Origin of the sequence: Janthinobacterium sp. SUN120 (assembly GCF_030397735.1) — a bacterium.
Classification (GTDB): Bacteria; Pseudomonadota; Gammaproteobacteria; order Burkholderiales; family Burkholderiaceae_D; genus Janthinobacterium; species Janthinobacterium kumbetense.
Genome location: NZ_JAPUBW010000004.1, coordinates 205,924 through 232,684, shown reverse-complemented (window position 1 = coordinate 232,684; position 26,761 = coordinate 205,924). Strand labels below are relative to the sequence as shown.

General features: G+C 64.1%; 23 protein-coding genes and 1 pseudogene. 12 read left to right on the top strand and 12 right to left on the bottom strand.

Going from position 1 to position 26,761, the window contains the following annotated elements; translation table 11 throughout:
- Positions 1 to 19 precede the first annotated feature (19 nt).
- Together O0879_RS21645 and O0879_RS21640 are read left to right on the top strand one after the other, a co-directional pair.
- The gene (locus tag O0879_RS21645) at positions 20 to 3,076 is read left to right on the top strand and encodes a response regulator (protein ID WP_289918671.1); all 3,057 of its coding nucleotides are present in this window, start codon (positions 20 to 22) and stop codon (positions 3,074 to 3,076) included.
- A 31-nt stretch (positions 3,077 to 3,107) separates the two neighbouring features.
- Positions 3,108 to 4,259 carry a two-component system response regulator gene (locus O0879_RS21640; protein WP_289918669.1) on the top strand — a complete coding sequence of 384 codons (1,152 nt, stop codon included), beginning with the start codon at positions 3,108 to 3,110 and terminating at the stop codon, positions 4,257 to 4,259.
- On the opposite strand, the gene O0879_RS21635 is transcribed toward O0879_RS21640, so the two are convergent.
- Positions 4,252 to 5,493: a PHB depolymerase family esterase gene (locus O0879_RS21635; protein WP_289918666.1), complete on the bottom strand. Its 1,242-nt coding sequence runs from the start codon at positions 5,491 to 5,493 to the stop codon at positions 4,252 to 4,254. The genes O0879_RS21640 and O0879_RS21635 overlap by 8 nt on opposite strands.
- Before the next feature lie 54 nt (positions 5,494 to 5,547).
- Complete coding sequence (locus O0879_RS21630; protein ID WP_289899651.1) at positions 5,548 to 5,961, bottom strand: CopG family transcriptional regulator; 414 nt, start codon at positions 5,959 to 5,961, stop codon at positions 5,548 to 5,550.
- A gap of 277 nt (positions 5,962 to 6,238) precedes the next feature.
- On the opposite strand from O0879_RS21630, the gene O0879_RS21625 reads away from it, so the two are divergent.
- From O0879_RS21625 to O0879_RS21615, 3 genes are all read left to right on the top strand, one after another.
- Positions 6,239 to 6,466 (top strand): DUF1289 domain-containing protein, encoded by a 228-nt coding sequence (locus tag O0879_RS21625; protein ID WP_354670195.1) that lies wholly within the window; start codon positions 6,239 to 6,241, stop codon positions 6,464 to 6,466.
- An 8-nt stretch (positions 6,467 to 6,474) separates the two neighbouring features.
- Complete coding sequence (locus tag O0879_RS21620) at positions 6,475 to 7,398, top strand: MBL fold metallo-hydrolase (protein WP_289918665.1); 924 nt, start codon at positions 6,475 to 6,477, stop codon at positions 7,396 to 7,398.
- Between the two features lie 98 nt (positions 7,399 to 7,496).
- On the top strand, positions 7,497 to 8,450 hold the full coding sequence (locus tag O0879_RS21615) for a nitronate monooxygenase family protein (RefSeq protein WP_099665909.1): 954 nt from the start codon (positions 7,497 to 7,499) through the stop codon (positions 8,448 to 8,450).
- Positions 8,451 to 8,498: 48 nt separating this feature from the next.
- Here the strand turns inward: O0879_RS21615 and O0879_RS21610 are convergent, their stop codons facing one another.
- From O0879_RS21610 to O0879_RS21570, 9 genes and pseudogenes are all read right to left on the bottom strand, one after another.
- On the bottom strand, positions 8,499 to 9,080 hold the full coding sequence (locus O0879_RS21610) for a hypoxanthine-guanine phosphoribosyltransferase (RefSeq protein ID WP_099377742.1): 582 nt from the start codon (positions 9,078 to 9,080) through the stop codon (positions 8,499 to 8,501).
- A gap of 63 nt (positions 9,081 to 9,143) precedes the next feature.
- Entirely contained in the window at positions 9,144 to 10,400 is a 1,257-nt protein-coding gene (locus O0879_RS21605) for an AMP-binding protein (RefSeq protein ID WP_289918660.1), read from the bottom strand.
- A gap of 112 nt (positions 10,401 to 10,512) precedes the next feature.
- Positions 10,513 to 10,755, bottom strand: a pseudogene (locus O0879_RS21600) (MmcQ/YjbR family DNA-binding protein); the annotation flags it as partial.
- 17 nt (positions 10,756 to 10,772) lie between these two features.
- Positions 10,773 to 11,618, bottom strand: coding sequence for an ABC transporter ATP-binding protein (locus O0879_RS21595; protein ID WP_289918659.1), 846 nt, complete (start codon positions 11,616 to 11,618; stop codon positions 10,773 to 10,775).
- Between the two features lie 67 nt (positions 11,619 to 11,685).
- Complete coding sequence (locus O0879_RS21590) at positions 11,686 to 13,005, bottom strand: ABC transporter substrate-binding protein (protein ID WP_099665905.1); 1,320 nt, start codon at positions 13,003 to 13,005, stop codon at positions 11,686 to 11,688.
- Between the two features lie 58 nt (positions 13,006 to 13,063).
- Complete coding sequence (locus tag O0879_RS21585; RefSeq protein WP_034752817.1) at positions 13,064 to 14,122, bottom strand: branched-chain amino acid ABC transporter permease; 1,059 nt, start codon at positions 14,120 to 14,122, stop codon at positions 13,064 to 13,066.
- Positions 14,123 to 14,176: 54 nt separating this feature from the next.
- Entirely contained in the window at positions 14,177 to 15,073 is an 897-nt protein-coding gene (locus tag O0879_RS21580; RefSeq protein WP_198521486.1) for a branched-chain amino acid ABC transporter permease, read from the bottom strand.
- 19 nt (positions 15,074 to 15,092) lie between these two features.
- Positions 15,093 to 15,908: an ABC transporter ATP-binding protein gene (locus O0879_RS21575; RefSeq protein WP_251349535.1), complete on the bottom strand. Its 816-nt coding sequence runs from the start codon at positions 15,906 to 15,908 to the stop codon at positions 15,093 to 15,095.
- A 14-nt stretch (positions 15,909 to 15,922) separates the two neighbouring features.
- The gene (locus O0879_RS21570; protein ID WP_289918657.1) at positions 15,923 to 17,854 is read right to left on the bottom strand and encodes an AMP-binding protein; all 1,932 of its coding nucleotides are present in this window, start codon (positions 17,852 to 17,854) and stop codon (positions 15,923 to 15,925) included.
- A gap of 255 nt (positions 17,855 to 18,109) precedes the next feature.
- Between O0879_RS21570 and O0879_RS21565 the strand changes: the two genes are divergently transcribed.
- The 7 genes from O0879_RS21565 to O0879_RS21535 all read left to right on the top strand — a co-directional run bounded on the left by O0879_RS21565 (position 18,110) and on the right by O0879_RS21535 (position 25,113).
- Positions 18,110 to 18,733 (top strand): Crp/Fnr family transcriptional regulator, encoded by a 624-nt coding sequence (locus O0879_RS21565; protein ID WP_251349718.1) that lies wholly within the window; start codon positions 18,110 to 18,112, stop codon positions 18,731 to 18,733.
- Complete coding sequence (locus O0879_RS21560) at positions 18,720 to 20,774, top strand: DUF4132 domain-containing protein (protein WP_289918655.1); 2,055 nt, start codon at positions 18,720 to 18,722, stop codon at positions 20,772 to 20,774. Before O0879_RS21565 ends, O0879_RS21560 begins: the two co-directional genes overlap by 14 nt.
- Positions 20,775 to 20,838: 64 nt before the next feature.
- Entirely contained in the window at positions 20,839 to 22,662 is a 1,824-nt protein-coding gene (locus O0879_RS21555) for an aminopeptidase P family protein (RefSeq protein WP_289918653.1), read from the top strand.
- On the top strand, positions 22,662 to 22,916 hold the full coding sequence (locus O0879_RS21550; RefSeq protein WP_077398459.1) for a hypothetical protein: 255 nt from the start codon (positions 22,662 to 22,664) through the stop codon (positions 22,914 to 22,916). Before O0879_RS21555 ends, O0879_RS21550 begins: the two co-directional genes overlap by 1 nt.
- Positions 22,917 to 23,657 (top strand): MgtC/SapB family protein, encoded by a 741-nt coding sequence (locus O0879_RS21545; RefSeq protein WP_099665898.1) that lies wholly within the window; start codon positions 22,917 to 22,919, stop codon positions 23,655 to 23,657. It begins immediately after the preceding gene.
- 16 nt (positions 23,658 to 23,673) lie between these two features.
- Positions 23,674 to 24,261: a DUF924 family protein gene (locus O0879_RS21540; protein ID WP_289918862.1), complete on the top strand. Its 588-nt coding sequence runs from the start codon at positions 23,674 to 23,676 to the stop codon at positions 24,259 to 24,261.
- A 9-nt stretch (positions 24,262 to 24,270) separates the two neighbouring features.
- A complete protein-coding gene (locus O0879_RS21535) occupies positions 24,271 to 25,113 on the top strand; it encodes a Rossmann-like and DUF2520 domain-containing protein (protein ID WP_289918652.1) in 843 nt (280 codons plus the stop codon).
- A gap of 1 nt (position 25,114) precedes the next feature.
- Here O0879_RS21535 and O0879_RS21530 read toward each other — a convergent pair whose 3' ends face one another.
- Positions 25,115 to 26,569, bottom strand: coding sequence for a sensor domain-containing diguanylate cyclase (locus O0879_RS21530; RefSeq protein WP_289918649.1), 1,455 nt, complete (start codon positions 26,567 to 26,569; stop codon positions 25,115 to 25,117).
- Between the last annotated feature and the right edge of the window lie 192 nt (positions 26,570 to 26,761).

Sequence of the window (26,761 nt, the reverse complement as noted above, 5' to 3'; positions counted from 1 at the left end):
AATTTCTTACAGGAAAGTTATGCGCTTCAGGGATATCCGCATCGGCGTGCGCATCAATGCCGGTTATGCCATTTTGATCGTGCTGATGCTGGTCGTCATCGTCCTGGCGGGGAGCCGCATCTATGCCATCCGCGCCGAGACCGACGATATCCTGCAGCGCGACTGGGTTGCCGCCAAGGCCACCAGCAAGATCCACGGACTGGCGCGCGAGGCGGCCACGCGCATCGGCAACCTGCCGAGCCAGCACGAGCCGGCGCTGCGCCAGGCGAACCAGGCGCGCCTGGAGGCGATCAAGCAGGGCATCGATGAGCAGGTGCGCATCCTCGACGGTCTCGATGCGCGGCCCGAGGAACGGCGCCTGCTGGAACAGATGCACCTGGCGCGCGCCGACTACTATGTGTCGCTCAAGACGATGTTCGAACTGGTCGAGCGCGGCGAGGATGCCCGCGCCGAGCAGGCCATGCAGACGCAGACCTTGCCGGTGCTGGAAAAAGTGCTGCTGTACGTGAGCCAGCTCGATGACTTGCAGCAGCAACTGATCCGCGACAGTGCGGCCCGGATACGCAACGACATCGATACCTCGCTGCTGCTGATGGGCGGCATCGGCCTGGCAGCCCTGCTGACCGGTCTCGCCTTTGCCTGGTCGGCGCGCTCGATCACGCGTCCGCTGGGCGAGGCGGTGGCGATTGCCACGCGCGTGGCCAACGGCGACCTCAGTTCCGTCATCGAAGTGACGTCGCGCGACGAGACGGGCGAATTGCTGCAGGCGCTCAAGGACATGAGCACCAGCCTGGCCGTCGAGCAGGACCTGCGCCACGCCGTCGAAGTGGCCGAGGATGCGACCAAGATGAAGTCGGACTTCCTGGCGAATATGTCGCACGAGATCCGCACGCCGATGAACGGCATCATCGGCATGACCCACCTGGCACTGCAGACGGACCTCACGTCGACCCAGCGCAACTACCTGGAGAAGGTGGAATCGGCTTCGAAGAACCTGTTGGCCATCATCGACGACATCCTCGATTTCTCGAAGATCGAGGCGGGCAAGATGGCCTTTGAAAAAGTCGATTTCTTCCTCGAGGACGTGCTGGCGCAGATCGCCGACCTGTCCGTGATGCGCGCCCAGGACAAGGGGCTCGAACTGCTGTTCGACATCGCCCCCGATGTGCCGAACGCCTTGCAGGGCGACCCGCTGCGCCTGGGCCAGGTGCTGATCAACCTGACCAACAACGCGATCAAGTTTACGGACAAGGGCGAGATCGTCGTCAGCATCCGCCTGCAGCAGCTGGAAGAACATGCGGCTGTCTTGCGCGTGGACGTGCGCGACACGGGCATCGGCCTCACGCCGCCCCAGCGCAGCAAATTGTTCCAGGCCTTTACCCAGGCCGACACCTCGACCACGCGCCACCATGGCGGCACGGGCCTGGGACTGACCATCAGCAAGCGCCTGGTGGAAATGATGGAAGGCGAGATCGACCTGGTCAGCGAAGCGGGCGTGGGCAGCACCTTCTTCTTCACGGCCCGCTTCGGCCTGGCCGCCGTGCCGCGCGACAGCCTGTCGCAACTGCAGCATCAGCAGCAATTCCAGGGCCTGCGCGTGCTGGTGGTCGATGACAACCCCAGCGCGCGTGAAATCTTCGTCAGCATGCTGACGGCGCTGGGCTTCGAAGCGCGTGCCGTGTCTGGCGGCGTGCTGGCCATCGGCGCCGTGGCGCAGGCGCGCGCCGAGGGGCGAGGGTACGGACTGGTGCTGATGGACTGGAAAATGCCGGGCATGAACGGCCTCGATACCCTGGCCGGCATCCGCGCCGATGCCGCCGGCATCGATGCGACGCCGGCCTGCATCATGGTCACGGCCTTCCATCGCGAAGCGCTGCTGGAGGCGGCGCGCCAGCGGGACTTGCCGTTCGACGGCGTATTGAACAAGCCGGTCAGCGCCTCGACCCTGCTCGACCAGATATCGTTCGTGTTTGGCGGCGTGACGGGGCAGAGCCGCAAGACGCAGCGCCAGAGCAGCTACCGCGACGACGAACGCGCCTTGCGCGGCGCCTGGCTGCTGCTGGTGGAGGATAATGAGGTCAACCAGGAAGTGGCGCAGCATATTCTCAACGACGCCGGCATCCGCGTCGACATCGCGGGCAATGGCGCCATCGCGCTGGCGAAGATCGAGGAAAACGCCTATGACGGCGTGCTGATGGATTGCCAGATGCCTGTGATGGATGGCTACCAGGCGACGCGCAAGCTGCGCCAGGACCCCCGTTATTCGAATTTGCCCGTGATCGCCATGACGGCCAATGCCATGGTGGGCGACAAGGAAAAATGCCTGGATGCCGGCATGAACGATTTCATCGCCAAGCCGATCGACGTGGCGCAGTTGTTCGGCACCCTGGCGCGCTGGATCGCGCCGGCCACGCCGCAGGCAATGACGGCGGTGGTGGCGCAGCCGGAAGCGGAATTGCCCGTGATCGCCGGCCTGAAAATGGCGGAAGCCATGCGTCGCGTGGGCGGCAATGCCGTTTTGATGCGAAAATTGCTGGACCGTTTTGTGGAAACCCAGTTCGACGCCATGCAGCGCATCGTTGCCGCCATCGAGAACAACCAGCTCGAGACGGCGATCCGCGAAGCGCATACCCTGAAGGGCCTGGCCGGCAATATCGGCGCCGGCGGCCTGGCCGACAGCGCCGCGCGGGTCGAGCACTTGCTCAGCCTGGGTTCGCACGACGGCTTGCCGCAGGCGCTGGCCGCCTGCACCCTGGCGCTCGACGAGCTGGTGCCGAAGATCGTGCTGGCCATGCAGTCGCGCGGTAATGTGGCCGAGGCGGGCGGCGCGGCGGTGGCGCCAGTGGCGGCGGTGGACCGGGCGCACCTGGAAGCGGGCTTGCGCGAATTGTCGCAGCTGCTGCTGCAGGACGATGCGCAGGCCGTCAAGCACTTGGACGGTATCGGCCCGGTGCTGGTCGCGGCCGGGCAGGCGGAACACGCGCGCCAGTTGAAGCGCATGCTGGGACAATACGATTTCGAAGGTGCGCTGGCGCAGCTGGGCGAGGTAGCCGATGCGCTGGAGCTGACACTGTGACAAGGATAACTATGCAGAGCGAAGGACGGGCATGAGAGCGCCGGCAAGCAAGCCAACCATTCTGGTGGTCGACGACACGCCAGACAATATCGACCTGCTGCGCGCGGTGCTGGAAGACGATTACCGCACCAAGATCGCCGTCAATGGCGAACGCGCCCTGAAGATCGCCGCCGGCAGCGACCAGCCCGACCTGATCCTGCTCGACATCATGATGCCGGGCATGAGCGGCTACGACGTGTGCCGCGCGCTGAAGGCCGATCTCGCCACGGCCGGCATCCCCGTGATTTTTGTCACCGCCATGAGCGAAGTGGCCGACGAGCAGCTGGGCCTGGCCTTGGGCGCCGTCGACTACATCACCAAGCCGATTTCGGCGCCCATCGTGCTGGCGCGCATCAAGACGCAACTGGCGATGAAGCAGATGCAGGATTTCTTGCGCGACCAGAACCAGTATTTGGAAACGGAAGTGGAGCGCCGCGTGCAGGAAGTGGCGGCGCTGCAGGACGTCACGATCCACGCCATGGCTTCGCTGGCCGAGACGCGCGACAGCGAGACGGGCAACCATATCCGCCGCACCTCGCACTACCTGAAAGCGCTGGCCGAGAAAGTGCGCGGCCTGCCGCGCTTCCGCGATTTTTTGACGGACAAGAATATCGAACTGCTGTTCAAGACGGCGCCGCTGCACGATATCGGCAAGGTGGGCATTCCCGACCATATCCTGCTCAAGCCGGGCCGTTTCGAGCCGCACGAAATGGCCATCATGAAGACGCACACCACGCTTGGGCGCGACGCCATCTTGGCGGCCGAGCACGAGCTGGGCATCGAGGTCGATTTCCTCAAGTACGCCAAGGAGATCGCCTACAGCCATCATGAAAAATGGGATGGCAGCGGCTACCCGCAAGGCCTGGCTGGCGAAGCCATCCCGATTTCGGCGCGCCTGATGGCGCTGGCCGACGTGTATGACGCCCTGATCAGCCGGCGCATCTACAAGCAGGGCATGGACCATGCGCAGGCCGTGCAGATTATCGTCGAGGGGCGCGGTTCGCATTTCGACGCCGAGATCGTCGACGCCTTCCTGCAGATCCAGGACCAGTTCATCGCCATCTCCAACCGCTATGCCGATGGCGTGTGCGAGATCGCCGACAAGCAGCGGCAGATCGCACCCTTCGCCGAGAACATCAGCTGACTGTCTTGAAGAAGCGCAGCATCTCGCGGCTGGCGTCCGGCCCTTTGCCGTCCGTATAACTGCCGTTATCGCTGCCGCCGGACCAGGCATGGCCGGCGCCGTGGATGACCCAGTGTTCGCCCAGCGGCGAGCCATCGGCCTGGCTGTGCGTGGTGCGCGTGTAGCGGTGGCCATTCGGCACGCTGCCATCGACGGAAGCGGCTTTGGCCGCCTTGCCGCCCGCCTGGCTGCGCACGCCCTGGGCGATCAGTTCATCGCCATTGCGCGGGTTGACGGTGGTGTCGCGGTCGCCGTGGAAAACGATGATGGGCACGCCGCCCGCCGGCGCCTTGCGCTGGGCATTGGGCATGGCACCGCCCTTCATGGCGGCCAGCGCCGACGGCAAGTCCTGCGCCGAAGCGAAGGGCAGACCCGAATGCACGCCGACAGCGGCAAACAGGTCGGGGTACAGGGTGCCGACGATGACGGCCATGGCGCCGCCCGCCGACAGGCCGGCGACAAACACTTCGCGCTCGTTGACCGGGTAGTCGTCGATGACTTGCTGGGCGATGCCGGCGATCAGCGACGGTTCGCCCTGGTCGCGCTGCTGGTCGATGGCGTTGAACCAGTTCCAGCAACGCGAACTGTTGGCGCCCTGCGTCTGCGCCGGGTAGACGACAAAACACTCCTTTTCTTCTGCCAGCGCATTCATTTGCGTGCCGGCGGCAAAATCGTCGGGATTTTGCGTGCAGCCGTGCAGCATCACGATCAGCGGCATGGCCTGGCCATGATAGCTGCTGGGGATATACAGCTTGTACGAACGCGTGCCCGCATGGTTGCGGTACACGCCGTCGATGAATTGCGCGCCGGCGGGTATCTCCGCTGGCGTGGCGGCCGGCGCGTTGAAGCCGGACGGGTGGAAGTTCGGCAGCTCGAAGCTGGGCATGTCGAAGCTGTGCTGGCCCAGGCCTGCCGGCACGCCCAGGCGCGCCATGAAATCCTGCGCGAAGTCCTGCGCCGCCTGCGCTGGTGTGGGGGGCGCGGCGTCAGCTTGCGGTTGCGCTGCCGCAGATGGTGGCGCAGGTGGCTGATTGATATCGCGCATCGGCGGCTGCTGTGTGGACGCCGCCTGCGGCGCCAGGCCGGCGGCGGACAGCGCCTGCTGGATCGCTTCGGTGGCGGCGGCGGGACCGCTGCCCAACAGATTGCGGGTTGCGGCGCGCATCTGCGCCAACATGTTGAGAGGTAGTTTCATGACCATCCTTAACGGTGCCGCGCATCGGCCGGGTCATCGCCGCGAACCAATACGCTAGTGAATTCGCCCTGCGAGCGCCGTCTTGACGACGGTGCTGGCGTGCAGGGCACCTAATACGAAGATCGACTCGATGGTGGCCAGTGCCAGCTCCACGGAGACGTCGCTGGCGATGCTGGCCAGTCCCAGCACCTGTATCTGCAGGCGCTGGCCGGCTGCCTGGATCGCTTCCAGGTCGGCGCGCGAATAATGCTGCATGCCCAATACCAGGCTTTTACGGGCGACGGTTTGTTTCACCACGTCGGCGTGCGTATTGAGTTGATTGCGTATGGCCGTACGGATCAGATCCGTGCGGTTGGAATAAAATCCCTCCTGGACCAGCAGATCAATCTGCCCCAGGTCGATCAAGCCGAGGTTGATCGTGATTTTCTCGGATTCCCCAATTTTGGGCTTGCTGTCTTGCTTGGCCATATCTCTCCAAAAACTCCACGTGGCATCCAATTGCCATCTGTATGGATGGTATTATAGTTCTGAAATATCTCAAGTCAAGCAGGATCTGGCCTGATCACGCTGTAGGACGGGCTCCCGCAGAGTGAGACGGGGCATAAAATAAATTTTAAAAAGATATATTTTTGATTATTTTTTCATCGGAAAATATGTTGACAGTGTCATTGCAGGGCGATGCCGCCGACTCGCCGGCGCGGTTTCGCGGCATAATGAAAGCCTTCACGTTTACCGATGCCGCTCCATGATGGTCGATACTCCGCCAGCCGTTCCGCTCCCCTTGCCGTCGCCGGTACCGTCGCCCTGCGTCAGCCTGTGCAAGATGAACCGCGGCAGCGGCTTGTGCGAAGGCTGCCTGCGCACGCTCGACGAGATCATCGCCTGGAGCAAGGCCGACGACGACTTCAAGCGCGCCGTGTTGGCCGAATTGCCTGGACGCGAATCCCTGCTCGACTTCGAGCCCGATTACTGAGGAAGCCCATGCCGCGATCGCCAGCGCTGTTCCCCGATTCCATTCAGGTGTTCGAACGCGGCTGGCTGTCGTCGAATAACATCCTGGTCCAGGGCAGGGACGACACGGCCCTGATCGACAGCGGCTATGTCACGCATGCGCCGCAAACCCTGGCCCTGCTGCGCCACAGCCTGGCAGGCCGGCCGCTGGACCGCTTGTTCAATACGCACCTGCACTCCGACCATTGCGGCGGCAACGCGCTGCTGCAAGCCGAATACGGCTGCCATACGGCCATTCCCGTATCGGAAGCGGACAAGGTGCGCGCCTGGGATGTCGATGCCCTCAGCTTCCAGGCCACGGGCCAGCAGTGCCCGCGCTTCGGCTTTGACGCCACCGTCTCGCCCGGCGACACGTTGACCCTGGCCGACTTGGCCTGGCAGGCGCTGGGCGCACCGGGCCACGACCCGCACTCGCTGATTTTTTACTGCGGCCAGGAGGGCATCTTGATCTCCGCCGACGCGCTGTGGGAAAACGGCTTCGGCGTGATCTTTCCTGAACTCGATGGCGGCTCCGGCTTTCTGGAAGCGCGTGCCACCCTGGACCTGATCGCCAGCCTGGACGTGCGCGTGGTGATCCCCGGCCACGGGCGGCCATTCACGGATGCCGCCGGCGCCCTGCAGCGCGCGTATTCGCGCCTCGATTACCTGGCGTCCGATCCCGTGCGCAATGCGCAGAACGCCGTGAAGGTGCTGCTGAAATTTCTGCTGCTGGAACGCCAGCGCATCGCCCTCGCCGAGATACCGGCCCTGCTGCGCGGCATGCCAATCTTCGAAGAAGCCAACCGGCGCTTTCTGCGCCAGGAGGCGGCCGCGCTGGCCGAATGGGCCGTGTCCCAGCTGGTGAGGGCCGTAGCGGCGCGCGTCGAGGGTGAGTACTTGCTCAACGAGGGTTGAAGCGGCGGTGCGATAAATTCAGCACGATCGTACTTTTTCTGCACTATAATCAACGTTCAGTGTTTTTTACGTCCGATCAACTTTCCAGCGAGTCCGCCATGGCATTGCCTGTTGCGTTGCAAAACCTCTCCTTACCCGTTATCGCCTCGCCGATGTTCATCGCCAGCGGCCCGGCCCTCGTCGCGGCGCAGTGCAAGGCCGGTATCGTCGGTTCCTTCCCGGCCCTGAATGCGCGTCCCGCTGAATTGCTCGACACCTGGCTCACGGACTTGCAGGCCGAGCTGGCCGCTTTCCAGGCCGCCAACCCGGACAAGAAAGTCGGGCCGATCGCCGTTAACCAGATCGTGCACCAGTCGAACGACCGCCTCGCGCACGACGTGGAAGTGTGCGTGAAACACCAGATCCCCATCATCATTTCCTCGTTGCGCGCGCCGCCCAAGGAAATGCTCGATGCTATCCACAGCTATGGCGGCATCGTGCTGCATGACGTGATTTCGATCCGGCACGCGAAAAAGGCACTGGAAGCGGGTGTCGATGGCTTGATCCTGGTCGCCAGCGGCGCCGGTGGCCACGCGGGCACCCTGTCGCCGTTCGCGCTGGTGGGCGAGGTGCGCAAATTCTTCGACGGCCCGCTGGCGTTGTCCGGTTCCATCGCCACGGGCGACGCCGTGCTGGCCGCGCAAGCGATGGGCGCCGACTTTGCCTACATCGGCTCGCGCTGGCTGGCGACCAAGGAATCGAACGTCAGCGACGGCTATCGCGACGCCATCGTCGATTCCAGCGCGGCGGACATCGTCTACACGAACCTGTTTACGGGCGTACACGGCAATTACCTGAAAAAATCGATCGAAGCGGCCGGACTCGATCCGGAAGCCTTGCCCGAAGCGGACAAGAGCGCGATGAATTTCGGCTCGGGCAGCGCCAAGGCCTGGCGCGACATCTGGGGCGCGGGGCAGGGCGTGGGCTTGATGGATGACGTGCCGAGCGTGGAAGAGATGGTGGCGCGCCTGAAAGCCGAATATGATGCGGCGCGCGCGCGGTTGAAGCTGTAACTCTGCTGCTGCCGGATGACGCGGCATGCCGCGTCATCCAAGCCATCCTTATTCCTGCTTCAAATCCTCAGGCTTGATGGCCCACAAGCCTGGCAGGTTGCGCCAGTAGCCATAGGCATCCATGCCGAAGCCGACGACGAAGCGGTTCGGGATCACCAGGCCGACGATGTCGGCTTGAACCGGTTTTTTCTTGCCGATGGCCTTGTCGGCAAACACGGCCAGGATCACTTCCGAAGCGCCCATGTCCAGCAGGCGCTGCTTGACGTGTGCCAGGGTTTCGCCTTCGTCGAGAATATCGTCGAGCACGATGACGGTGCGGCCCGCTACATTCGAGCGGGGGATGACTTTCCACACCACTTCGCCACCCTTGTCGTCGTCGCCGTAGCGGCTCACGTGGATGTAGTCGAATTCGAGCGGAAAGCTCAGTTGCGGCAGCAGGTTGCCCGTAAATACGACGGCGCCGCCCATCACGCCCAGCACCAGCGGGAACTCTTTCGAATCCTCGGCGTTGAAACGCGTGTTGAGCACATCGGCCATGCGCGTGATCGACGCCTGCACGGCGTCTTGGTCGAACAGCAGTTCCGCGTTCTTGATCAGGTCACGGGCACGGTTGTGATGAAATTCTTGCATGGACTCTTGCATGGCGATGAATGGGGCTGATGGTCAATGCCGGTATTATCCCGCAAATCGGTCTTATTTGTAATCGCGCATGTCGTCGATGATTTTCCCATCCTGCGCCAGGCTGCCCACGGCCACGAGCACCACGTCGCCGCGCAGCTTGGTCAGTTCGCGGATCGAGCCGATGATGGCTTCGGTGCCGCTGGTGTCGAGCGGATCGTCGACTTCGCAATGTAAAGTCATCTCGTCGTTGGCCATGCGCCCCGATACCACCAGCCGTGCTTTTTTGATGTGCGGGTGGCGGCGTGCAATTTCATGCACCTGCGACGGATGCACGAACATGGCGCGCACCTTGGTGGTTTGATCCGCGCGCCCCATCCAGCCCTTGATGCGCGTATTCGTGCGGCCGCACGGCGACTCCGGCGCGTTCGTCAGCACGGCGGACAAGTCTCCCGTGGCGAAGCGGATCAGCGGGTAGTCGGCATTGAAGACGGTGACGACCACTTCGCCTACTTCGCCCGGCGCGACGGGAATGCCGCTGCCCGGATGGACGATTTCGAGCAGCACGTTTTCGTCAACGACCATGCCGGGATTGAGCTTGCCATTGCTGGCCGTTTCATAGGCGATGCTGCCGATGTCGGCCGAGGCATAGGTCTGAAACACGTGCGGCACGCCATTTGCGGCAAACCAGCTGCGCAAGGATTCAGGCAAGGCTTCCGCGCCCATCACGGCCTTGGTGACGCTGCTGATGTCGGCGCCCATTTCGCGCGCCTTCTCGATGATCAGTTTCAGGAATGACGGCGTGCCGATATACGTGTCGGGCTTCAGGTCGACCATCGCCTGCACCTGCATTTCCGTCTGGCCGATGCCGGCCGGGATGACGGTGCAGCCGATGCGCGCGGCGCCGCCTTCGACCATGAAGGCGGCCGGCGTGAAGTGGTACGAAAAACAGTTCTGCAGCAGGCCGCCGGCGCGCACGCCGGCCGCATACATGGGGCGCGCGAAGCGCCACCAGTCGGGGCCGCGGCCTTCGGGATCGAAGATGGGACCGGGCGAGACGAACACGCGCGACAGGGCGTTTTTCGGCGTCGTGTTCAAGCCGCCGAACGGCAGTTGCGCGTGCTGCAATTGCTTGAGGTCGGACTTGCGCGTCACGGGCAGCTGCGCCAGCGCGGCGCGGCTGGTGATGTCGGCTGCATTGACGCCATCGAGGATGCGGGCCCAGCCCGGCGCCTGTTGTGCGCGCGCGATCAGCTGCGGCAGGCCGGCCATCAATTCGCGTTCTCGCGCCTCGGGGGCGCGTGCTTCCAGACTGTCGAGCGTATCGGTCATGTTGCGGATTCTCCAATGTCACGTTGCATTTTTTCGTCAGCCCCGCAACAATCAGGCTGTATGAGCGCTGCAGCAGGGCGGCCATTTCGTCGTCGTCGAGGGCGTCGGGACTGGCGACCAGCACCCATTTGGCCCGCGCCAGGTAGGGCGCCGGGCGAAAACCGGGGCGGTCCGTCAATTCCAGGAAGCGTTCCGCATCGACCTTGAAGCTCATGCCGCGCGTGCTGTGCGCTTCCGCGCCGCACAGCGCGAACATCCGGCCACCGACGCAAAACGCCAGCACGTTGCTCCATTTGATGTCTTGCGTCGCGCCGGGAAAGCCGCAGCACACTTGCTTCGCCCATTCCAGGTCCATGACGGCGACTCCCTATGTCAGGCCAGCCAGCGCTTGCGGCGGCGGTAGAACTTCATGTCACGGAAGCTCTTGCGCCCGGCGCTGGACACGCCCAGATAAAACTCTTTGACGTCTTCGTTGCTGGCCAGTTCCTGGGCTTGTCCTTCCATCACGACCCGTCCGTTTTCCAGGATGTAGCCGAAGTCGGCGTAGCGCAGCGCCACGTTGGTGTTCTGCTCGGCCAGCAGGAAAGACACGTTTTCCTTGTGGTTCAGGTCCTTGACGATGCCGAAGATCTCTTCGACGATCTGCGGCGCGATGCCCATCGACGGCTCATCCAGTAAAATCATCGACGGCTTGGCCATCAGCGCGCGGCCGATGGCGCACATCTGCTGTTCGCCGCCCGAGGTGTAGCCGGCCTGGCTGCTGCGCCGCGTTTTCAGGCGCGGAAAGTAGTGATACACCTTGTCCAGCGCGTCTTTCAGCTCGCCGCGCGACAGGCTGCGCGTGTAGGCGCCCGTCAGCAGGTTTTCTTCGATGGTGAGGTGGCCGAAACAGTGGCGTCCCTCCATCACTTGCGACAGGCCCCGCTTCACCAGTTCATTCGGCGTCAATTGATCCACGCGCTCGCCCTTGAACTGGACTTCGCCCTTGGTGACGTCGCCCCGTTCGCCGCGCAGCAGGGTCGAGATGGTTTTCAGGGTGGTCGACTTGCCGGCGCCGTTGGCGCCCAGCAGCGCCACGATCTTGCCTTGCGGCACTTGCAGCGACACGCCCTTCAGGACCAGGATCACGTGGTCGTAGATGACTTCGATATTGTTCACCGACAGGTAGGGCGGCGGCGTTTCCGCCTGGGTCGGGGCTTGCGTGGCAGTGTGGGTCATGGCTGCTTCTTTAAAATGTTCAACACGGGACCGGCGTTGGCCGGTGCGGTTCCTCTCGCCTACGGCATTACTTCATGCACGCCGGCGTGATCTTTTTCTCTTCCGCGTACTTGTTCGAGGATTCCTCGACCAGCTTGCGCACCAGGGCCTTGTCGCCGACGATCCACTTCGGCGTGATGGCGGTCCACTTCTTGCCATCCCACTGCTGCACCTTCACGGCGCCCGAGCCTTCATGGTCGTCGCAGCTGGTCTTCACGGTGGGGAACATGCCCAGCGCGCCCACTGCTTTTTGGCGCGCATCGTCGACGTTCAGGTTTTCCAGGCCCCAGCGCATCTGTTCGCCCGTGATCGGTTTGCCCTTGCCGAATTTTTCCTGCGCCGTGCGGATCGCTTCCACCCACAGGATGCCGGCCGTCACGCCGCGCATGTGGTAGACGGAGCCGATGCGCGACTGGTCGGACAGGTTGCCCTTGCCGGACGCGTAGAGTTTCTTGCGGATGTCGTCGAGCACGGGGTAGTTACCTGGCGTATTGAAGGTCATCGCCGTGTAGCCCTTGGCTGCGTCGCCCGATGGAATCGTGTCTTCCTCGGAGCCGGCCCACCAGACGCCCAGCATTTTGTCGCGCGGGAAGCCGTTGCGCTGCGCCGTCTTGATGGCCACGGAGTTCATGACGCCCCAGCCCCACAGGATCACGTGGTCCGGCTTGGCCTGGCGGATTTGCAGCCATTGCGATTGCTGTTCGCTGCCAGGCGGCGCGACGGGAATTTTCACCAGTTCGAAGCCGTACTGTTTCGACAGCGCTTCGAGCACGGGCAGCGGCTCCTTGCCGAAGGCCGAATCGTGGTACAGGTGGACGATTTTTTTGCCTTTCAGCTTGTCCATGCCGCCATCCTTGTCACCCAGGTACTTGATCATGGCGGCAGCCTGGCTCCAGTAGCTGGAGATCAGCGGATATACGTAGGGGAAGACCTTGCCGTTGGCGGCGTCCGAGCGGCCGTAGCCGATCATCGTCATGGGGATCTTGTCTTGCGCCACGCGGTCCAGGATGCCGTAGGCGACGCCCGTGGACAGGGTTTCGACCAGGGTGGCGCCGCCCTGCTTGGTTTTCAGGCGTTCATAGCATTCGACGCCGCGCGAGGGGTTGTATTCGGTTTCGCATTCTTCCCAGCTGATCTTCACGCCGTTGACGCCGCCGGCCTGGTTGACCAGGTTGAAGTAGTCGATGATGCCGCCGTAGAAACCGGAACCGCCGGCCGCGTAGGGACCCACGCGGTAGGATGGCAGGGCGATGTACTGCTCCTTGTCCTGCGCCTGCGCGCTGCCGGCCATGGTGAGTGCGGCACTGGCGATGGCGGCGGCCAGCATGAGCGATTTGATGTGTTTCATTGTGTGTCTCCTCTTGTTTTATTTGGTATTCAAGTGAACCGACATCGACTGCAAAAACTTAATGGGGGAAGGGCCAGAGTCTCAACTTTTCCTTCGCGATCTGCCACAGCCTGGCCAGGCCGTGCGGCTCGACGATCAGGAAGAAGATGATCAGCGCGCCGAACACCATCAGTTCCAGGTTCGAGGCCACGCTGGTCGGCAATGCCAGGCCATGCGCGATGGTGTTCAGGAAGACGGGCAACAGCACGATGAAGGCCGCGCCGAGGAAGGAACCGAGGATCGAACCGACGCCGCCGATGATGATCATGAACAGGATGCGGAAGGACAGGTCCAGGTTGTACGCTTCCGGTTCCACCGTGCCCAGGTAGGCGTATGCATACAGCGCGCCGGCCACGCCGCAGTAGAACGAGCTGACGGCAAACGCCAGGAGCTTGGTGCGCATCAGGCGGAAACCGATCACCTCGGCCGCCATGTCCATGTCGCGCACGGCCATCCAGGAGCGGCCCACGTTCGATCGGATCATGTTCTTGGCCAGCAGCGCCATGCCGGCCACGATGGCCAGCACCAGCAGGTATTTGCTTTGCGGCGTATCGAACTGGTAGCCGAGGATGGTCATCTTCTGCACCGTGATGACGCCCGAGGAGCTGTAGTTGGTGAGGTACGGGATCTTGGTCAGGCACCAGACGACAAAAAACTGCGTCGCCAGGGTGGAGGCGGCCAGGTAAAAGCCGCGGATGCGCAGGGAGGGCAGGCCGAAGGCAATGCCCACCATGGCCGCGCACAGGCCGCCGAGGATGAACGACACGAGCAGCGGCAATCCCGGCAGGCGGGCCATGAAGTTATACGAGGCGAACGCGCCCACGGCCATGAAGGCGGCCGTGCCCAGCGACAGCTGGCCCGCGTAACCGGTCAGGATGTTCAGGCCCAGCGCCGCCAGGGCGAAGATCAGGAAGGGGATCAGGATCGCCGACAGCATGTAGGGCGAGGCGAAATACGGCAGGAGGAAGACGGCGACGAGGAGCGTGGCCGTCAGCGCCAGGCGGTCTTGTCGGATCGGGAAAATCTGGTTGTCAGCCTGGTAGCTGGTCTTGAATTGTCCTGCTTCACGGTAAATCATGGCGTGTCCTTTGTGATGGGTGCGTCGTATGCATCATGCGGCGGCGGTGCGGCGTCAGATGCGCCGGATGATCTTCTCGCCGAACAGGCCTTCCGGACGCACCAGCAGGAACAGCAGGGCCAGCACATACGGGAACCAGCCTTCGATGCCGCCGCCCACCATGGGGCCGAGGTAGACTTCGGCCAGCTTTTCCGACGCGCCGATGATCAGGCCACCGACGATGGCGCCCGGCACCGAGGTAAAGCCGCCGAGGATCAGCACGGGCAGCGCTTTCAAGGCGATGAAGGTGAGGGCGAATTGCACGCCGTTGCGCGCACCCCACAGCAAGCCGGCCACCATGGCCACCAGGCCCGCCACGCCCCACACCACAGCCCAGATGCGCTGCAGCGGGATGCCGACCGCCAGTGCCGCCTGATGGTCGTCGGCGACGGCGCGCAGGGCGCGGCCCACCTTGGTTTTCGAGAACAGCAAGGCCAGGCAAATCACCAGCAGCGCGCAGATGCCGGCCGCCATCAGGTCGAACTGCGAGATGTTGATGTCGAAGCGGTCCATCAAAAACTGCATCGGCACGTCTTCGATGGGCAGGTCCAGCTTGTGCACTTGCGAGCCCCACATCAGCTGTGCCAGGCCTTCGATGAAAAAGGTCAGGCCGATGGTGGCCATGAACAGCGTGATTTCGGGCTGGTTGACGAGCGGGCGCAACACCACTCTTTCAATCGCCATGCCCAGTACGATCATGGTGAGCATCGTCAGCGGGATCGCCAGCCACAGCGACAGGCCGAACTTGTCCATGATGCCGACGCAGGTGAGGGCAGCGAAAAACACCATCGCTCCCTGGGCAAAATTGAATACGCCCGAAGCCTTGTAGATCAGCACGAAGCCGATCGCCACCAGCGCGTACATGACGCCCGACAGCAGGCCGCCGATCAGCACTTCAAAGAAAAAATTGATATTCATTGCTATTCCTCGTCTAGTGCGCCACGCCGAGATAGGCGTTGATGACATCCTGGTTGCTGCGCACCTCGTCGGGCGTGCCGTCGCCGATCTTCTTGCCGTAATCGAGCACCACGACCCTGTCGGAGATATCCATCACCACGCCCATGTCATGCTCGATCAGCACGATGGTCGTGCCCAGCTGGTCGTTGACGTCGAGGATGAAGCGGCACATGTCCTGCTTTTCTTCCACGTTCATGCCGGCCATCGGTTCATCGAGCAGTAAAATCTCGGGCTCGGCCACCAGTGCGCGGCCCAGCTCCACCCGCTTTTGCAGGCCGTAGGGCAGGCGCCCCACGGGCGTCTTGCGTATGGCCTGGATTTCCAGGAAGTCGATGATTTCCTCGGCCTTCTTGCGGTGCTCGATTTCCTCGCGCCGCGCCGGGCCCCAGTACAGGGCTTGCAGCAGAAAATTCGACTTCATCTTCAGGTTGCGCCCCGTCATGATGTTATCCAGCACCGTCATGCCCTTGAACAGGGCGATGTTCTGGAAGGTGCGCGCGATGCCGGACTTGGCAGCCTGGTAGCAGTCCATGCCGCGCCGGTGTTCGCCCCGGTAGATGATTTCTCCCTGCTGCGGGCGGTACACGCCATTGATCACGTTGAGCATCGAGCTTTTGCCCGCGCCGTTCGGGCCGATGATGGCGCGGATTTCATGCTGTTTGACGTCGAACGAGATGTCGGTCAGAGCTTTCACGCCGCCGAACGACAGCGAGATGTTCTTCAGGTCGAGGATCACGGGACCCGTCTTGCGGGCCGTGCCGAAATGGGCGTCGGGTTCGTTCATTTGCATCGTGCTGTGCTCCATCATGTGGCCAGGCCCTGGGGCCGGTACGTTTTGCTGTCCCAGATCTGCAGGTCGGCGCTGGTTGAGCCAAGGCGGCCATCCTCGAATTTCACCTGGGTCTCGATGTATTGCGTTGCCTTGCCCTCATACAGGGCGGAAATGAGCACCGCGTACTTTTCGGCGATGAATTTGCGGCGTACCTTGCGCGTGCGGGTCAGCTCATCGTCGTCCGGGTCGAGTTCCTTGTGCAGCACCAGGAAGCGGTGCACCTGCGTGCGGTCCATCAGCGGGTCGGCTGCCAGTTCCGCGTTTACTTGCTCGATGCAGTCGCGGATCAGGCCATAGGTCTCGGCGCGCGCCGCCAGGTCGGTGTAGCCGGAGTAGGCGATGCCGCGCCGTTCGGACCAGTTGCCCACCGCTTCGATGTCGATGTTGATGAAGGCGCACACCTGGTCGCGCGCATGGCCGAAGGCCACCACTTCCTTGATGAAGGGGAAGAACTTGAGCTTGTTTTCGATGTAGTTGGGCGCGAATATGGCACCGCAATTCATCTTGCCGACGTCGGCCGCGCGGTCGATGATCTTCAGGTGGCCTTCGCCGTCGAAGACGCCCGCGTCGCCCGTATGGAAATAGCCGTCGTCGTCGATCACTTCGGCGGTGGCGTCGGGCCGCTTGAAGTAGCCGCTCATGGTGGCGGGCGACTTCACCAGCACTTCGCCATTGGCCGCCAGCTTGACTTCCACGCCCGGCGCCGGCAAGCCGACGCTGTCGAACTTGATATTGCCGTCCGGTTGCAGGCATACATAGGCGCAGGTTTCGGTGGAACCGTACAATTGCTTGAGGTTGACGCCGATGGAGCGGTAGAAGCGGAACAGGTCGGGGCCGATGGCGGCGCCGGCCGTGTAGGCGACGCGCACGCGCGACAGTCCCAGCACGTTTTTCAGGGGGCCGTAGACGAGCAGCTCGCCCAGCTTGTAGCTGAGGCGGTCCGCCAGCGAGACTGGCTTGCCATCCAAGATCTGCGCGCCGCAGCGCTTGGCCACGTCCATGAAATGGCTGAACATGTGGCGCTTGATGCTGCTGGCGTCTTCCATGCGTATCATCACGCTGGTGAGCATGTTCTCGAACACGCGCGGCGGCGCAAAGTAGCAGGTGGGGCCGATTTCGCGCATGTCGATCATCACCGTGTCGCCCGATTCGGGGCAGTTGACGGTGAAGCCGGCCACCATGGCTTGCGCCAGCGAGAACAGGCAGTCGCCGACCCACGCCATGGGCAGGTAGGACAGGATGTCTTCCTCGTCGGTGAGCTGGTCGAAGGCGACGCCGCCAACGCCTGCGGCCAGCAGCGCCGTGTGGCTCTGGCACACGCCCTTCGGCTTGCCCGTGGTGCCCGAGGTGTACAGGATCACGGCGGAGTCGCTGCCCTGGCCCGCTGCCACGGCGGCGTCGAAAAAGCCCGGGTGTTCGCGGTCGTACGCGCGGCCCAGCGTCTGCAGTGCGGCAAACGACATCAGTTCCGGCTGGCGGTAATGGCGCATGCCCCGTTCATCGTCATAGGCGATGTGGGCGACGTGCGGATACAGGGCCTTGAGTTCGAGCAGCTTGTCGACCTGCTCCTGGTCTTCGACGATGGCGTAGCGGATTTCCGCATCCTGCAGCACATAGGCCATGTCGGCGGCCGGCGCGTCCTGGTACAGTGGCACGGGCACGCCGCCGAGGCTTTGCGCAGCCAGCATGGCCCAGTACAGGCGGGGACGGTTGTCGCCGATGATGGCCAGGTTCATGCCACGCTGGAAGCCGATGGCGGCCAGGCCGCAGGCCAGCGCGCGCACCTCGTCGTTGACCTCGCGCCAGGTCCAGGTTTGCCAGATGCCCAGGTGTTTTTCGCGAAAGGCGGGCTTGTCGGATCGTACGGTCCCGTGTTGCAATAAGCGCCGCGGAAAAGTCGGCATTGTTGCTGTGGTATTCGTTTGCACCAGTGTCTCCCTGTTGCTTGTCTCAGGCCCCACCTCGTTGGATGGCGCTCTGTGTTTTTTATGTGTAAGGCGTTTGTGCAATGATAGTAGCTTGCGTTAGTTTGCCAAGTTGTCTTTTCGGGGACATTTACCCACTTTTCGATGGTGCATCGCACAATGACCTACCCTGATATCAGTCTCAAGGATGCCGTGCGCGCGGCCAACTGGGCACAGCTGCTCGATCCCGTGCAAATGGCCCGGGTCGAGGCGGATGTGTTCGAGACTTTCGTGCCGAAAGGCGGCTTTGTCTGCCGCAAGGGCGAGCCGGTGGACAACTGGATCGGCGTCATCAGCGGCATGGTCAAGATGAATAATTTTTCCGCCTCCGGCAAGGCCATGACCTTTATCGGCGTGCCGCCCGGCAGCTGGTTCGGCGAAGGTTCATTGCTGAAGAATGAAATCCGCAAATACGACACCATGGCCCTGCGCGACACGCGCGTGGCGCGCCTGCCCGGCGCCACCTTCCACTGGCTGCTGGAAACGAGCTTGCCGTTCACGCGCTTCCTGCTGATGCAGCTCAACGAGCGCCTGGGGCAGTTCATCGGCATGGTGGAAAACGAACGCTTGCTGGACCTGAACACGCGCGTGGCGCGCTGCCTGGCGTCGATGTTCAACTCGCATTTGTACCCTGGCGTGGAGACGCTGGTGCAGCTGTCGCAGGAGGAAATCGGCCTGCTGTCGGGATCTTCGCGCCAGCGCGCCAACCAGGCCTTGCAGGTGCTGGAAAAAAAAGGCTTGCTGCGTCTCGATTACGGCGGCATCCGCGTGCTGGACCTGGAAGGCTTGCGCCGCTACGAGGCCGATGATGCCATCTGAGAACACGCGTGCCGCAGCCCTGCGCGTACGCCTCGAAGGCGGCTTTGTCGAGTATGCGCGATTCACGGGGCCGCCCGTCGATTTCAACGACTGGACACCGGAAGAACTGGGCGCCATCTGGGGGGCGTTGCATCGCGCGGCGCGCTTCGGCCATGACGATACGGCGCGGCGCGAGCTGGCGACGGCGCTATTGGCACAAGCGACCAGCATGAACCTGGCACCGGCGCTGGCAGGCGACATGTTCCTCGATGCGCTGGACGCGGCCGGCGATTACAACCGGGAATGGGAGTATGTCATCGGCTGCCTGGCCTGCCTGCAGGGCGAGGCACCGGCAGGCACGGCGGGGCAGGCGCGGCGCATTCTCGGCAAAACCTCGGGCTGGGCCGAGTGCCCCTACCAGGCCTACCTGCTGGCGCGCCTTGCTGGCGGCGACGCCCCTGCGCAATTTGCGCAGGCAATGGAGGAGCGTCACGCCCTTTATCCGATGCCATTGACCTTGCATGAATTGGAATTGCTGCCGCAGCTGGCGCAAGCGTCCCTGTTGGCGCTGGCCGGCTCGCGCTACAGCGGCCACTGGAGCCGCGACAGTATCGGCGAGGCCGATCCCGCCGTCGTGCTGGCCGACGATGCGGCGTATGTCGAATTTGCGTGCACGATACTGGAACAGGCGGCACGCCATATCGCCGCCATCCATGACGGCGGCGTGCCGTATGCGGCCGATGCCGCCTTTGCCACGGCAGACTCTCAAGTGCTGGCGCGCGCCGCGCGGGTCGCCGCCTATCGCGATGATGCATGGTTCAGGCCCGTGATCACCGTCTTGCTGCCCTTGGTATGCGTCGCGCCCGGCACGGCCAAGAGCGCGCCGTCGCAGTCGTTGGCGATGGCGCTGGGCCATGCGGTGGAAACCATCCCCACGCCGGAAAGCTTGCTGGCCCTGCGCACGGCGCTGGCGCAGGTGCGCCATGCGGGCATCCGCAAGAAGCTGGACCGCAATCTGAAACCGGCCGAACGGGCGCTGGCCGAACGGCCCGATATCGCCTGGCGGATCGGCATGCCCGGCCCCATGGGCAAGCGGCGCCAGGCCATGCTGGCGCGCCGCCTGGAAGCGGGCTATGCCAGCGATGTGCGTCTGGGGCTGGATCAATGGCGCGCCTTGCGCGACGATGCCGATATCGATACGGTGGCGCGTGCGCTGGTCTGGCGCACGGGTGACGGCCAGGCTTTCATGCTCGATGGCGAGGGAGCCATCGATGCATGGGGGCAGCCGGCGGATGTGCCGCTGCAGGGCGAAGGCGAAATCGGCCTGTGGCATCCCCTGCACGGCAGCGGAGAGCAGCGCGCCGCCTGGCAGGCGCTGGTCGCACAGCGGCGCGTGCGCCAGCCGCTGCGCCAGGTGTATCGTGAAATATATGCACCGCCCGGCGACGGCAGCGCCCCATTTTCCGGTTACCAGCTGTCGCTGCCTACCTTGCTGGGACTGGCCCGCCGCGAAGGCTGGCGGCTGGACGACGATGAAGGCTTGTCGCGCGGGTTCGGCGCCTGGCGCGTATTGCTGCGCCTCGAGGGACGCGTCTATCCAGGCGCGGGCGGCGCCTGCACGTCCAACGGGCTGGCGCCCGCGCAGATGATGCCGCTGGCGCCTGTGGCCTATTCGGAAGCGTGCCGCGCGGTGGATCTGCTGGTCAGCGCCAGCGCGTTGGCGCTGGTGGAAGAGGAGCAAAGCGTGCAGCGCGAAGAGCGCTTGTCTTACCTGGCCAACTTGCCCCCGGGGCCGATGGCGGGCATGCGGCGCATCGTGCTGCGTCAGGTGTTTGCGCAGCAGATCGAAACAGGGCGCATGGCGCTCGAGCCCCGTCACCTGCTGGTGGGCAGGCACGCCATCCACTTGACCACCGGCAGGGTCACGCTGGACGGCGCCGAGGTGGCGGCCGAGGTGGTCGCGAAGGGGAACAAGCTGGCCGCCGTGCCGTGGCTGCCTTACGACGAGGCGCTGCTGGAAAAAATCGCCGCTACCGCCGGGGTGCTGCTGGCGCTGCACTGAGTGCAGCCCGGCTGCTAATCGCGGTATCATAGACACTTCCCAGCACCGCTCCATTTTCGCACCCATGCAGACACCTGACCAAGCCACTCCCGCCTCCCGTTTGTCGCAACTGCGCAGCGCCATGCGCGCGCAGCATATCGACGCCTGCATCGTGCCCTCGGCCGACCCGCATTTGTCCGAGTACTTGCCGGCCCGCTGGCAGGGCCGCGAGTGGCTGTCGGGCTTTACGGGGTCGGTCGGCACCCTGGTCGTGACGCAGGAGTTTGCCGGCGTATGGACCGATGGCCGCTACTGGGAACAGGCGGAAGACGAACTGGCCGGCAGCGGCATCGTCCTGAAGAAAATCCCGTCCGGCGCCAGCGTGCTGTATATCGACTGGCTGGGCGAAACCATGCGGCCAGGGCAGACGGTAGCCGTCGATGGCGCCGTGCTGGGCCTGGCCAATGCGCGCCTGCTGCAGCAGGCGTTGGGCGCGCAAGTCACCCTGCGCACGGACACCGATGTGCTGCAAGCCGTGTGGCCGCAGCGTCCGGCCATGCCCGCCGCCCCCGTGGTTGAACATGCGGCCGCGTATCCCTCGCTGTCGCGCACGCAAAAACTGGCGGCCCTGCGCGCCAGCATGGCGGCCCAGGGCGCCAGCCACCATGTGATTTCCACCCTCGACGATATCGCTTACCTGTTCAACCTGCGCGGCGCGGACGTCAACTACAACCCCGTCTTCCTCGCGCATGCGCTGGTGGGACCCGAGCGCGCCACCCTGTTCGTCGCCGACGGCAAGGTGCCGGCGGCCCTGCGCGCCATCCTGGAAGAGCAGGGCGTGGACGTGGCCGCCTATGACCGCACGGCTGCCGCGCTGGCCGCCTTGCCGGCCGGCGCCACCTTGCTGCTCGACCCGCGCCGCATCACCTTCGGCACGCGCCAGGCCGTGGCCGATGGCGTGCAGGTGGTGGAAGCCATCAATCCGACCACCCTGGCCAAGTCGCGCAAGACGGATGGCGAAGCGGCGCACGTGCGCGCCGCCATGGAGCAGGATGGCGTCGCCCTGTGCGAGTTTTTCAGCTGGCTGGATAGCACCCTGGCCGACCCGCAGCGCGCGCCGTTGACGGAAATCGGCGTCGACGAGCACCTGACGGCTGCCCGCGCCCGCCGCGCCGGGTTTGTCAGCCCCAGTTTCGGCACCATCGCCGGCTTCAATGCGCATGGCGCCATCATGCATTACCACGCCCATGCAGATTCGGCCGCCACTATCGAAGGCGATGGCTTGTTGCTGATCGACTCGGGCGGCCAGTACTGGGGCGGCACCACGGATATCACCCGCGTGGTCCCCGTCGGCGCGATCACGGCCGAGCACAGGCGCGATTTCACCCTGGTCTTGCGCAGCATGATCGCGCTGTCGCGCGCGCAATTCCCGCGCGGCGTGAAGTCGCCCATGCTCGATTCCATCGCCCGCGCGCCCCTGTGGGCCGAGGGCATCGACTTTGGCCACGGCACGGGCCACGGCGTGGGCTTTTTCCTCAACGTCCACGAAGGACCGCAATCGATTTCGCAGTCCGCCATGCCGGAGCCGCAGACAGCCATGGAACCGGGCATGATCACCTCCGTCGAGCCGGGCATCTACCGTCCCGGCCAGTGGGGCATCCGTATCGAGAACCTGGTGCTGAACGTTCCCGCGGGGACGACGCCCTTCGGCGAATTCCTGCGCTTCGAAACCTTGACCCTGTGCCCGATCGACACGCGCTGCGTGGAACGCTCGCTGCTGCGCGATGACGAAGCGGCCTGGCTGAACGACTATCACGCCACCGTGCGTGCGCGCCTGGCGCCGCACCTGGCCGCGCCGGCCGATGCGCCTGCGCTGGCGTGGCTGGAACAGCGCACGGGAGCCATCTGATGCGCTCGACCCGCGCCACGTCCGCCATCGAGCGGCTCAAGGAACGCACCGGCCACCGCCTGTACACGATGGCGCGCACGGGCGATGAACTGTTCTTTCTCACGGAAGGCCCCGGCTTGCCGCCCCTGTGCCCGCCGCTGGAACTGGACGCCTTTGTCGCCTTCGTGAATGGCCTGGGACCGCAAAAGGCGCGCCGCGTCAGCAAGCTCGACGTGGCGTTTGAAAAGCAGCTGACGAAAAAGCCCCAGGACTAAATGCCGACCATCGACTTCCTGCGCGCCTACTGGTCGCCGGCCGAGCTGGCGACGAATGGCGTGATCCTGCTGAACCTGCTTGGCGCACTGCTGCTGGGCTTGCTGGTGGGTTACGAGCGCTCGTATCACGGGCGCGCGGCCGGCATGCGCACCTACAGCCTCGTGTGCATGGCGTCGGCCGCGCTGACGGTGCTGGGCGGCTATCCGGAGTTCTGGTACGGCGGCCATGGCGCCATCGTCGGCAGCGACCCCACGCGGGTCATTCAGGGCATCGTCACGGGCGTGGGTTTCCTCGGCGCCGGCGTGATCATGCGCGAGGGCTTCAATATCAGCGGCCTGACGACGGCTGCCTCGATCTGGGCTTCGTCCGTGATCGGCATCATGGTCGGCATCGGTTTTTATCTGTCGGCCATGGGCCTGGCCTTCCTGTGTGCGATGGCGATGATTTTCCTGTCAAAACTGGAGAACTGGCTGCCGTCGCGCCACGCGGTGGCCATCACCATGCGTTTCAAGCGCGATTTCATTCCGCGCGAAGATGCGCTGCGGCGCATGGCGGCCAAGCGCGGCTACGACATTGCCGGCGGCTCGCTGACCATCGGCAGCACGGACGGCATGCAGGAATGGCGTTTTGTCGCCATCGCGCATGGCAAGAACACGGGCGCCAGCCTGTCGGCCATGTCGGCCGAACTGGCCGCCTTCGAAGGCATCGCCGGCTTCCAGCTGTCGCATGCCCGCAACTGATACGGTTGCCGAGAGGATGGACATGGATGCACAGGCTCAAGAGGTACTCGATTTCTGGTTCCTGCCGCCGGATAACCCCGACTACGGCCAGTCGCGCGTGGAATGGTTCCGCAAGGATGACGGCTTCGACGCGCAGATACGCGCGCGTTTCGGCGCGCTGATCGATGCCGCCATCGAGGGCGGCTTGCGCGCGTGGGATGCGACGCCGCACGGTGCGCTGGCGCGCCTGATCGTGCTCGATCAATTCACGCGCAACGTCTATCGGGGTACGCCGCGCGCCTTTGCCGGCGACGCCCAGGCGCTGGCCCTGGCCGTCGCCTTGACGGACGCGGGGCAGGACCGCCAGCTGCCGCCGATGCTGCGTGCTTTTGTCTACCTGCCGCTCGAACACGCGGAAGACCTGGCCATGCAGGCGCGCGCCGTCGAGCTGTTCCAGCTGCTGTCGCAGGCGCAGCCCGGCTTTGACGGCATGCTCGATTACGCCGAGCGCCACCAGGAAGTGATCGCCCGCTTTGGCCGCTTCCCGCACCGCAACGCCATCCTCGGCCGCGCCTCCACGCCGCAAGAGCTGGAATTTTTGCGCCAGCCGGGATCGAGCTTCTAGAAAATCGCCATGAACGTTACCCTCAATATCATCGGCGCCGGCCATGTGGGCCGTGTGCTGGGCCGTTTGTTCGCCCGCGTGGATGGCACGCAGGGCGGAGCAATCCTGGTGCAGGATGTGCTGACGCGCTCGATGACGTCGGCGCAGGCTGCCGTCGATTTCATCGGTGCCGGCACTCCCGTCGCCAGCTATGCGGCCTTGCGGCGCGCCGACGTCACCATGCTGGCCGTCTCCGACGACCAGATCGGCCCGGCCTGCGCGGCGCTGGTGGCCGAGGGACGCCAGGCGGGCGCCATCGTGTTCCACTGCAGCGGCGCGCTGGCCTCGAACGTGCTGCTGGCCGCCACGCAGGCGGGCGCCTCTGTCGCCAGCGCCCATCCGATCCGCAGCTTTGCCGACCCGCAGCAGGTGGCTGCCACCTTCGACGGCACGTTTTGCGGCGTCGAAGGCGATCCGCTGGCGCTGGCCTTCCTCACGCCCGCCTTGAACGCCATCGGCGCGCGTCCTGTGCCCATCGACCCGGCCGCCAAGACCCTGTATCACGCCGCCGCCGTCTTCGCCAGCAATTACCTGGTGACGGTGCTCGACGCCGCCTTGCGCGCCTACCAGGCGGCCGGCATTCCCGAGCCCGTGGCGCGCGAACTGGCGCAGCCCCTGGTGACGGAAGCGGTGGCGAACGTGTTCCGCCTGGGCGCCGCGCCCGCGCTGTCCGGCCCCATCGCGCGCGGCGACTCTGCCACCGTGCAACGCCAGCAGCTGGCCGTGCAAAGCTGGGATGCCGCCACGGGCGAGTTGTACCGGGCGCTGGTGGCGCCTACGCAGGATCTGGCCAGGCGCAAGCGCGGGGGATGACTCAGGCGGCGTGCACGCCGTTGCGGCCGTGATGCTTGGCCTGATATAAGGCGCTGTCGGCGCGCGAGAAGAAGGCCGATTCGCTTTCCTCTGGCCGGTACTCGGCCACGCCCAGGCTGATCGTCACGGGCAGTTGCGGCGCGGGCAGGCCGAAATCGTGGCGCTCGACGGCGGCGCGCAGGTTTTCCGCCACTTCCGCCGCTTGCGCCAGGCTGCAATTGTTCAGCAGTACCAGGTATTCCTCGCCGCCCCAGCGCGTGATGACGTCGCTTTCGCGCACGGTGGCGCGCGCCACGTCGGCCACGCCACGGATCACCTTGTCGCCCCACAGGTGGCCGTGGGTATCGTTGACGCGCTTGAAGAAGTCGATGTCGAAGAGGATGGCGGACATCGGTTGTTCGTTGCGTTTGGACAAGAGCATGGCGCGCTGGAACAGCAATTCCAGCGATTGGCGGTTCAATAGCCCCGTCAGCGCATCCGTCGAGGCGATGCGTTCGATGCGGCGCTGGTAGCGGTTCACCGTCAGCAGGGTCAAAACCAGCACCAGCAGGGTGACGCCAAAGCTGATGGCCAGGTTGAAGATGAACACGCGCTGCAGCGACTGGACTTCATCGCTGACATTCTGCTCGACCACCAAATACCAGCCCAGTTCGGGAATGAAGCGCGAGTTGACGAGGATTTGCGCGCGCCCCAGCTGGTACGACAGGTGCGTCGGTTCGCTCTGGCGGTTGATGATTTGCTCGGCAATGGCGTTCACGCCGGGCAGGCTGCGGATATTGCCGTGCCCGTTGCGCATGGTCTTGCCCGCCAGCACCAGGGCGCCGGCGCCGTCGACAAAATAGATGTTGCGGTGGAAGCGCGCCTGGTAGCGGTCGATGATGTGGCTCATGGTGGCCAGGGTCAGGCCGATGCCGGTGGCGCCGATGAACTGGCCGTCGTAGTCGTAGACGCGGTGATTGATGAAGATGGTCATGCTGTCGCGGTTGGCCATGTCCACGTCGACATTCGTTTCATAGTCGGTGGTGTCCATGGCGCGCACGCGGTAGTACCAGATGTCGCGCGTCGCTTGCGGGCTGACGGATTTCAGGGTGCCTTCCGCATAGTAATATTTGCTGCTCTTGTCCGAGACGAGAAAGCTGGTGATGGCGCCGTACTTCTTCTTGACCTCGGCCAGGTAGCGCACGATCTGTTCCGGCTTGTTTTCGCCGGCGAGTATCCAGTCGCGCACGAAGGTGTCGTGTGCCATCAGCGAGGAGATGAAGACGGGGCGCAGCATGTCCTTCTGGATTTCGGAATAGATATTGTCGCCCGTCAATGGCAAGGTCTGGTCGGCGATGCCGTGCTCGATGGCCTGGCGCGAAGCCAGGTAGCTGGCCAGGCTGGTGGCCATGAAGCCCGCCCCCAGGATCAGGGTCAGGAGTATGAGCAGGCGGTACTTGATCGACAGAAGACGCATGGAGACGAGGGGTGGCCGGCGGGAAGGCAATCTTGACGCAAGCCAAAAGTATGCAGCAGGCCGGGTATTGGCGCAATGATAACTGGCTTTATTGACAATTTACCTTGGCGAACGCGACAAGATAACCACGACTTACCAAATAAAAGTGCCGATTTGTCGACAAAGATGCAAATTAGCAATAAGATTTGACGA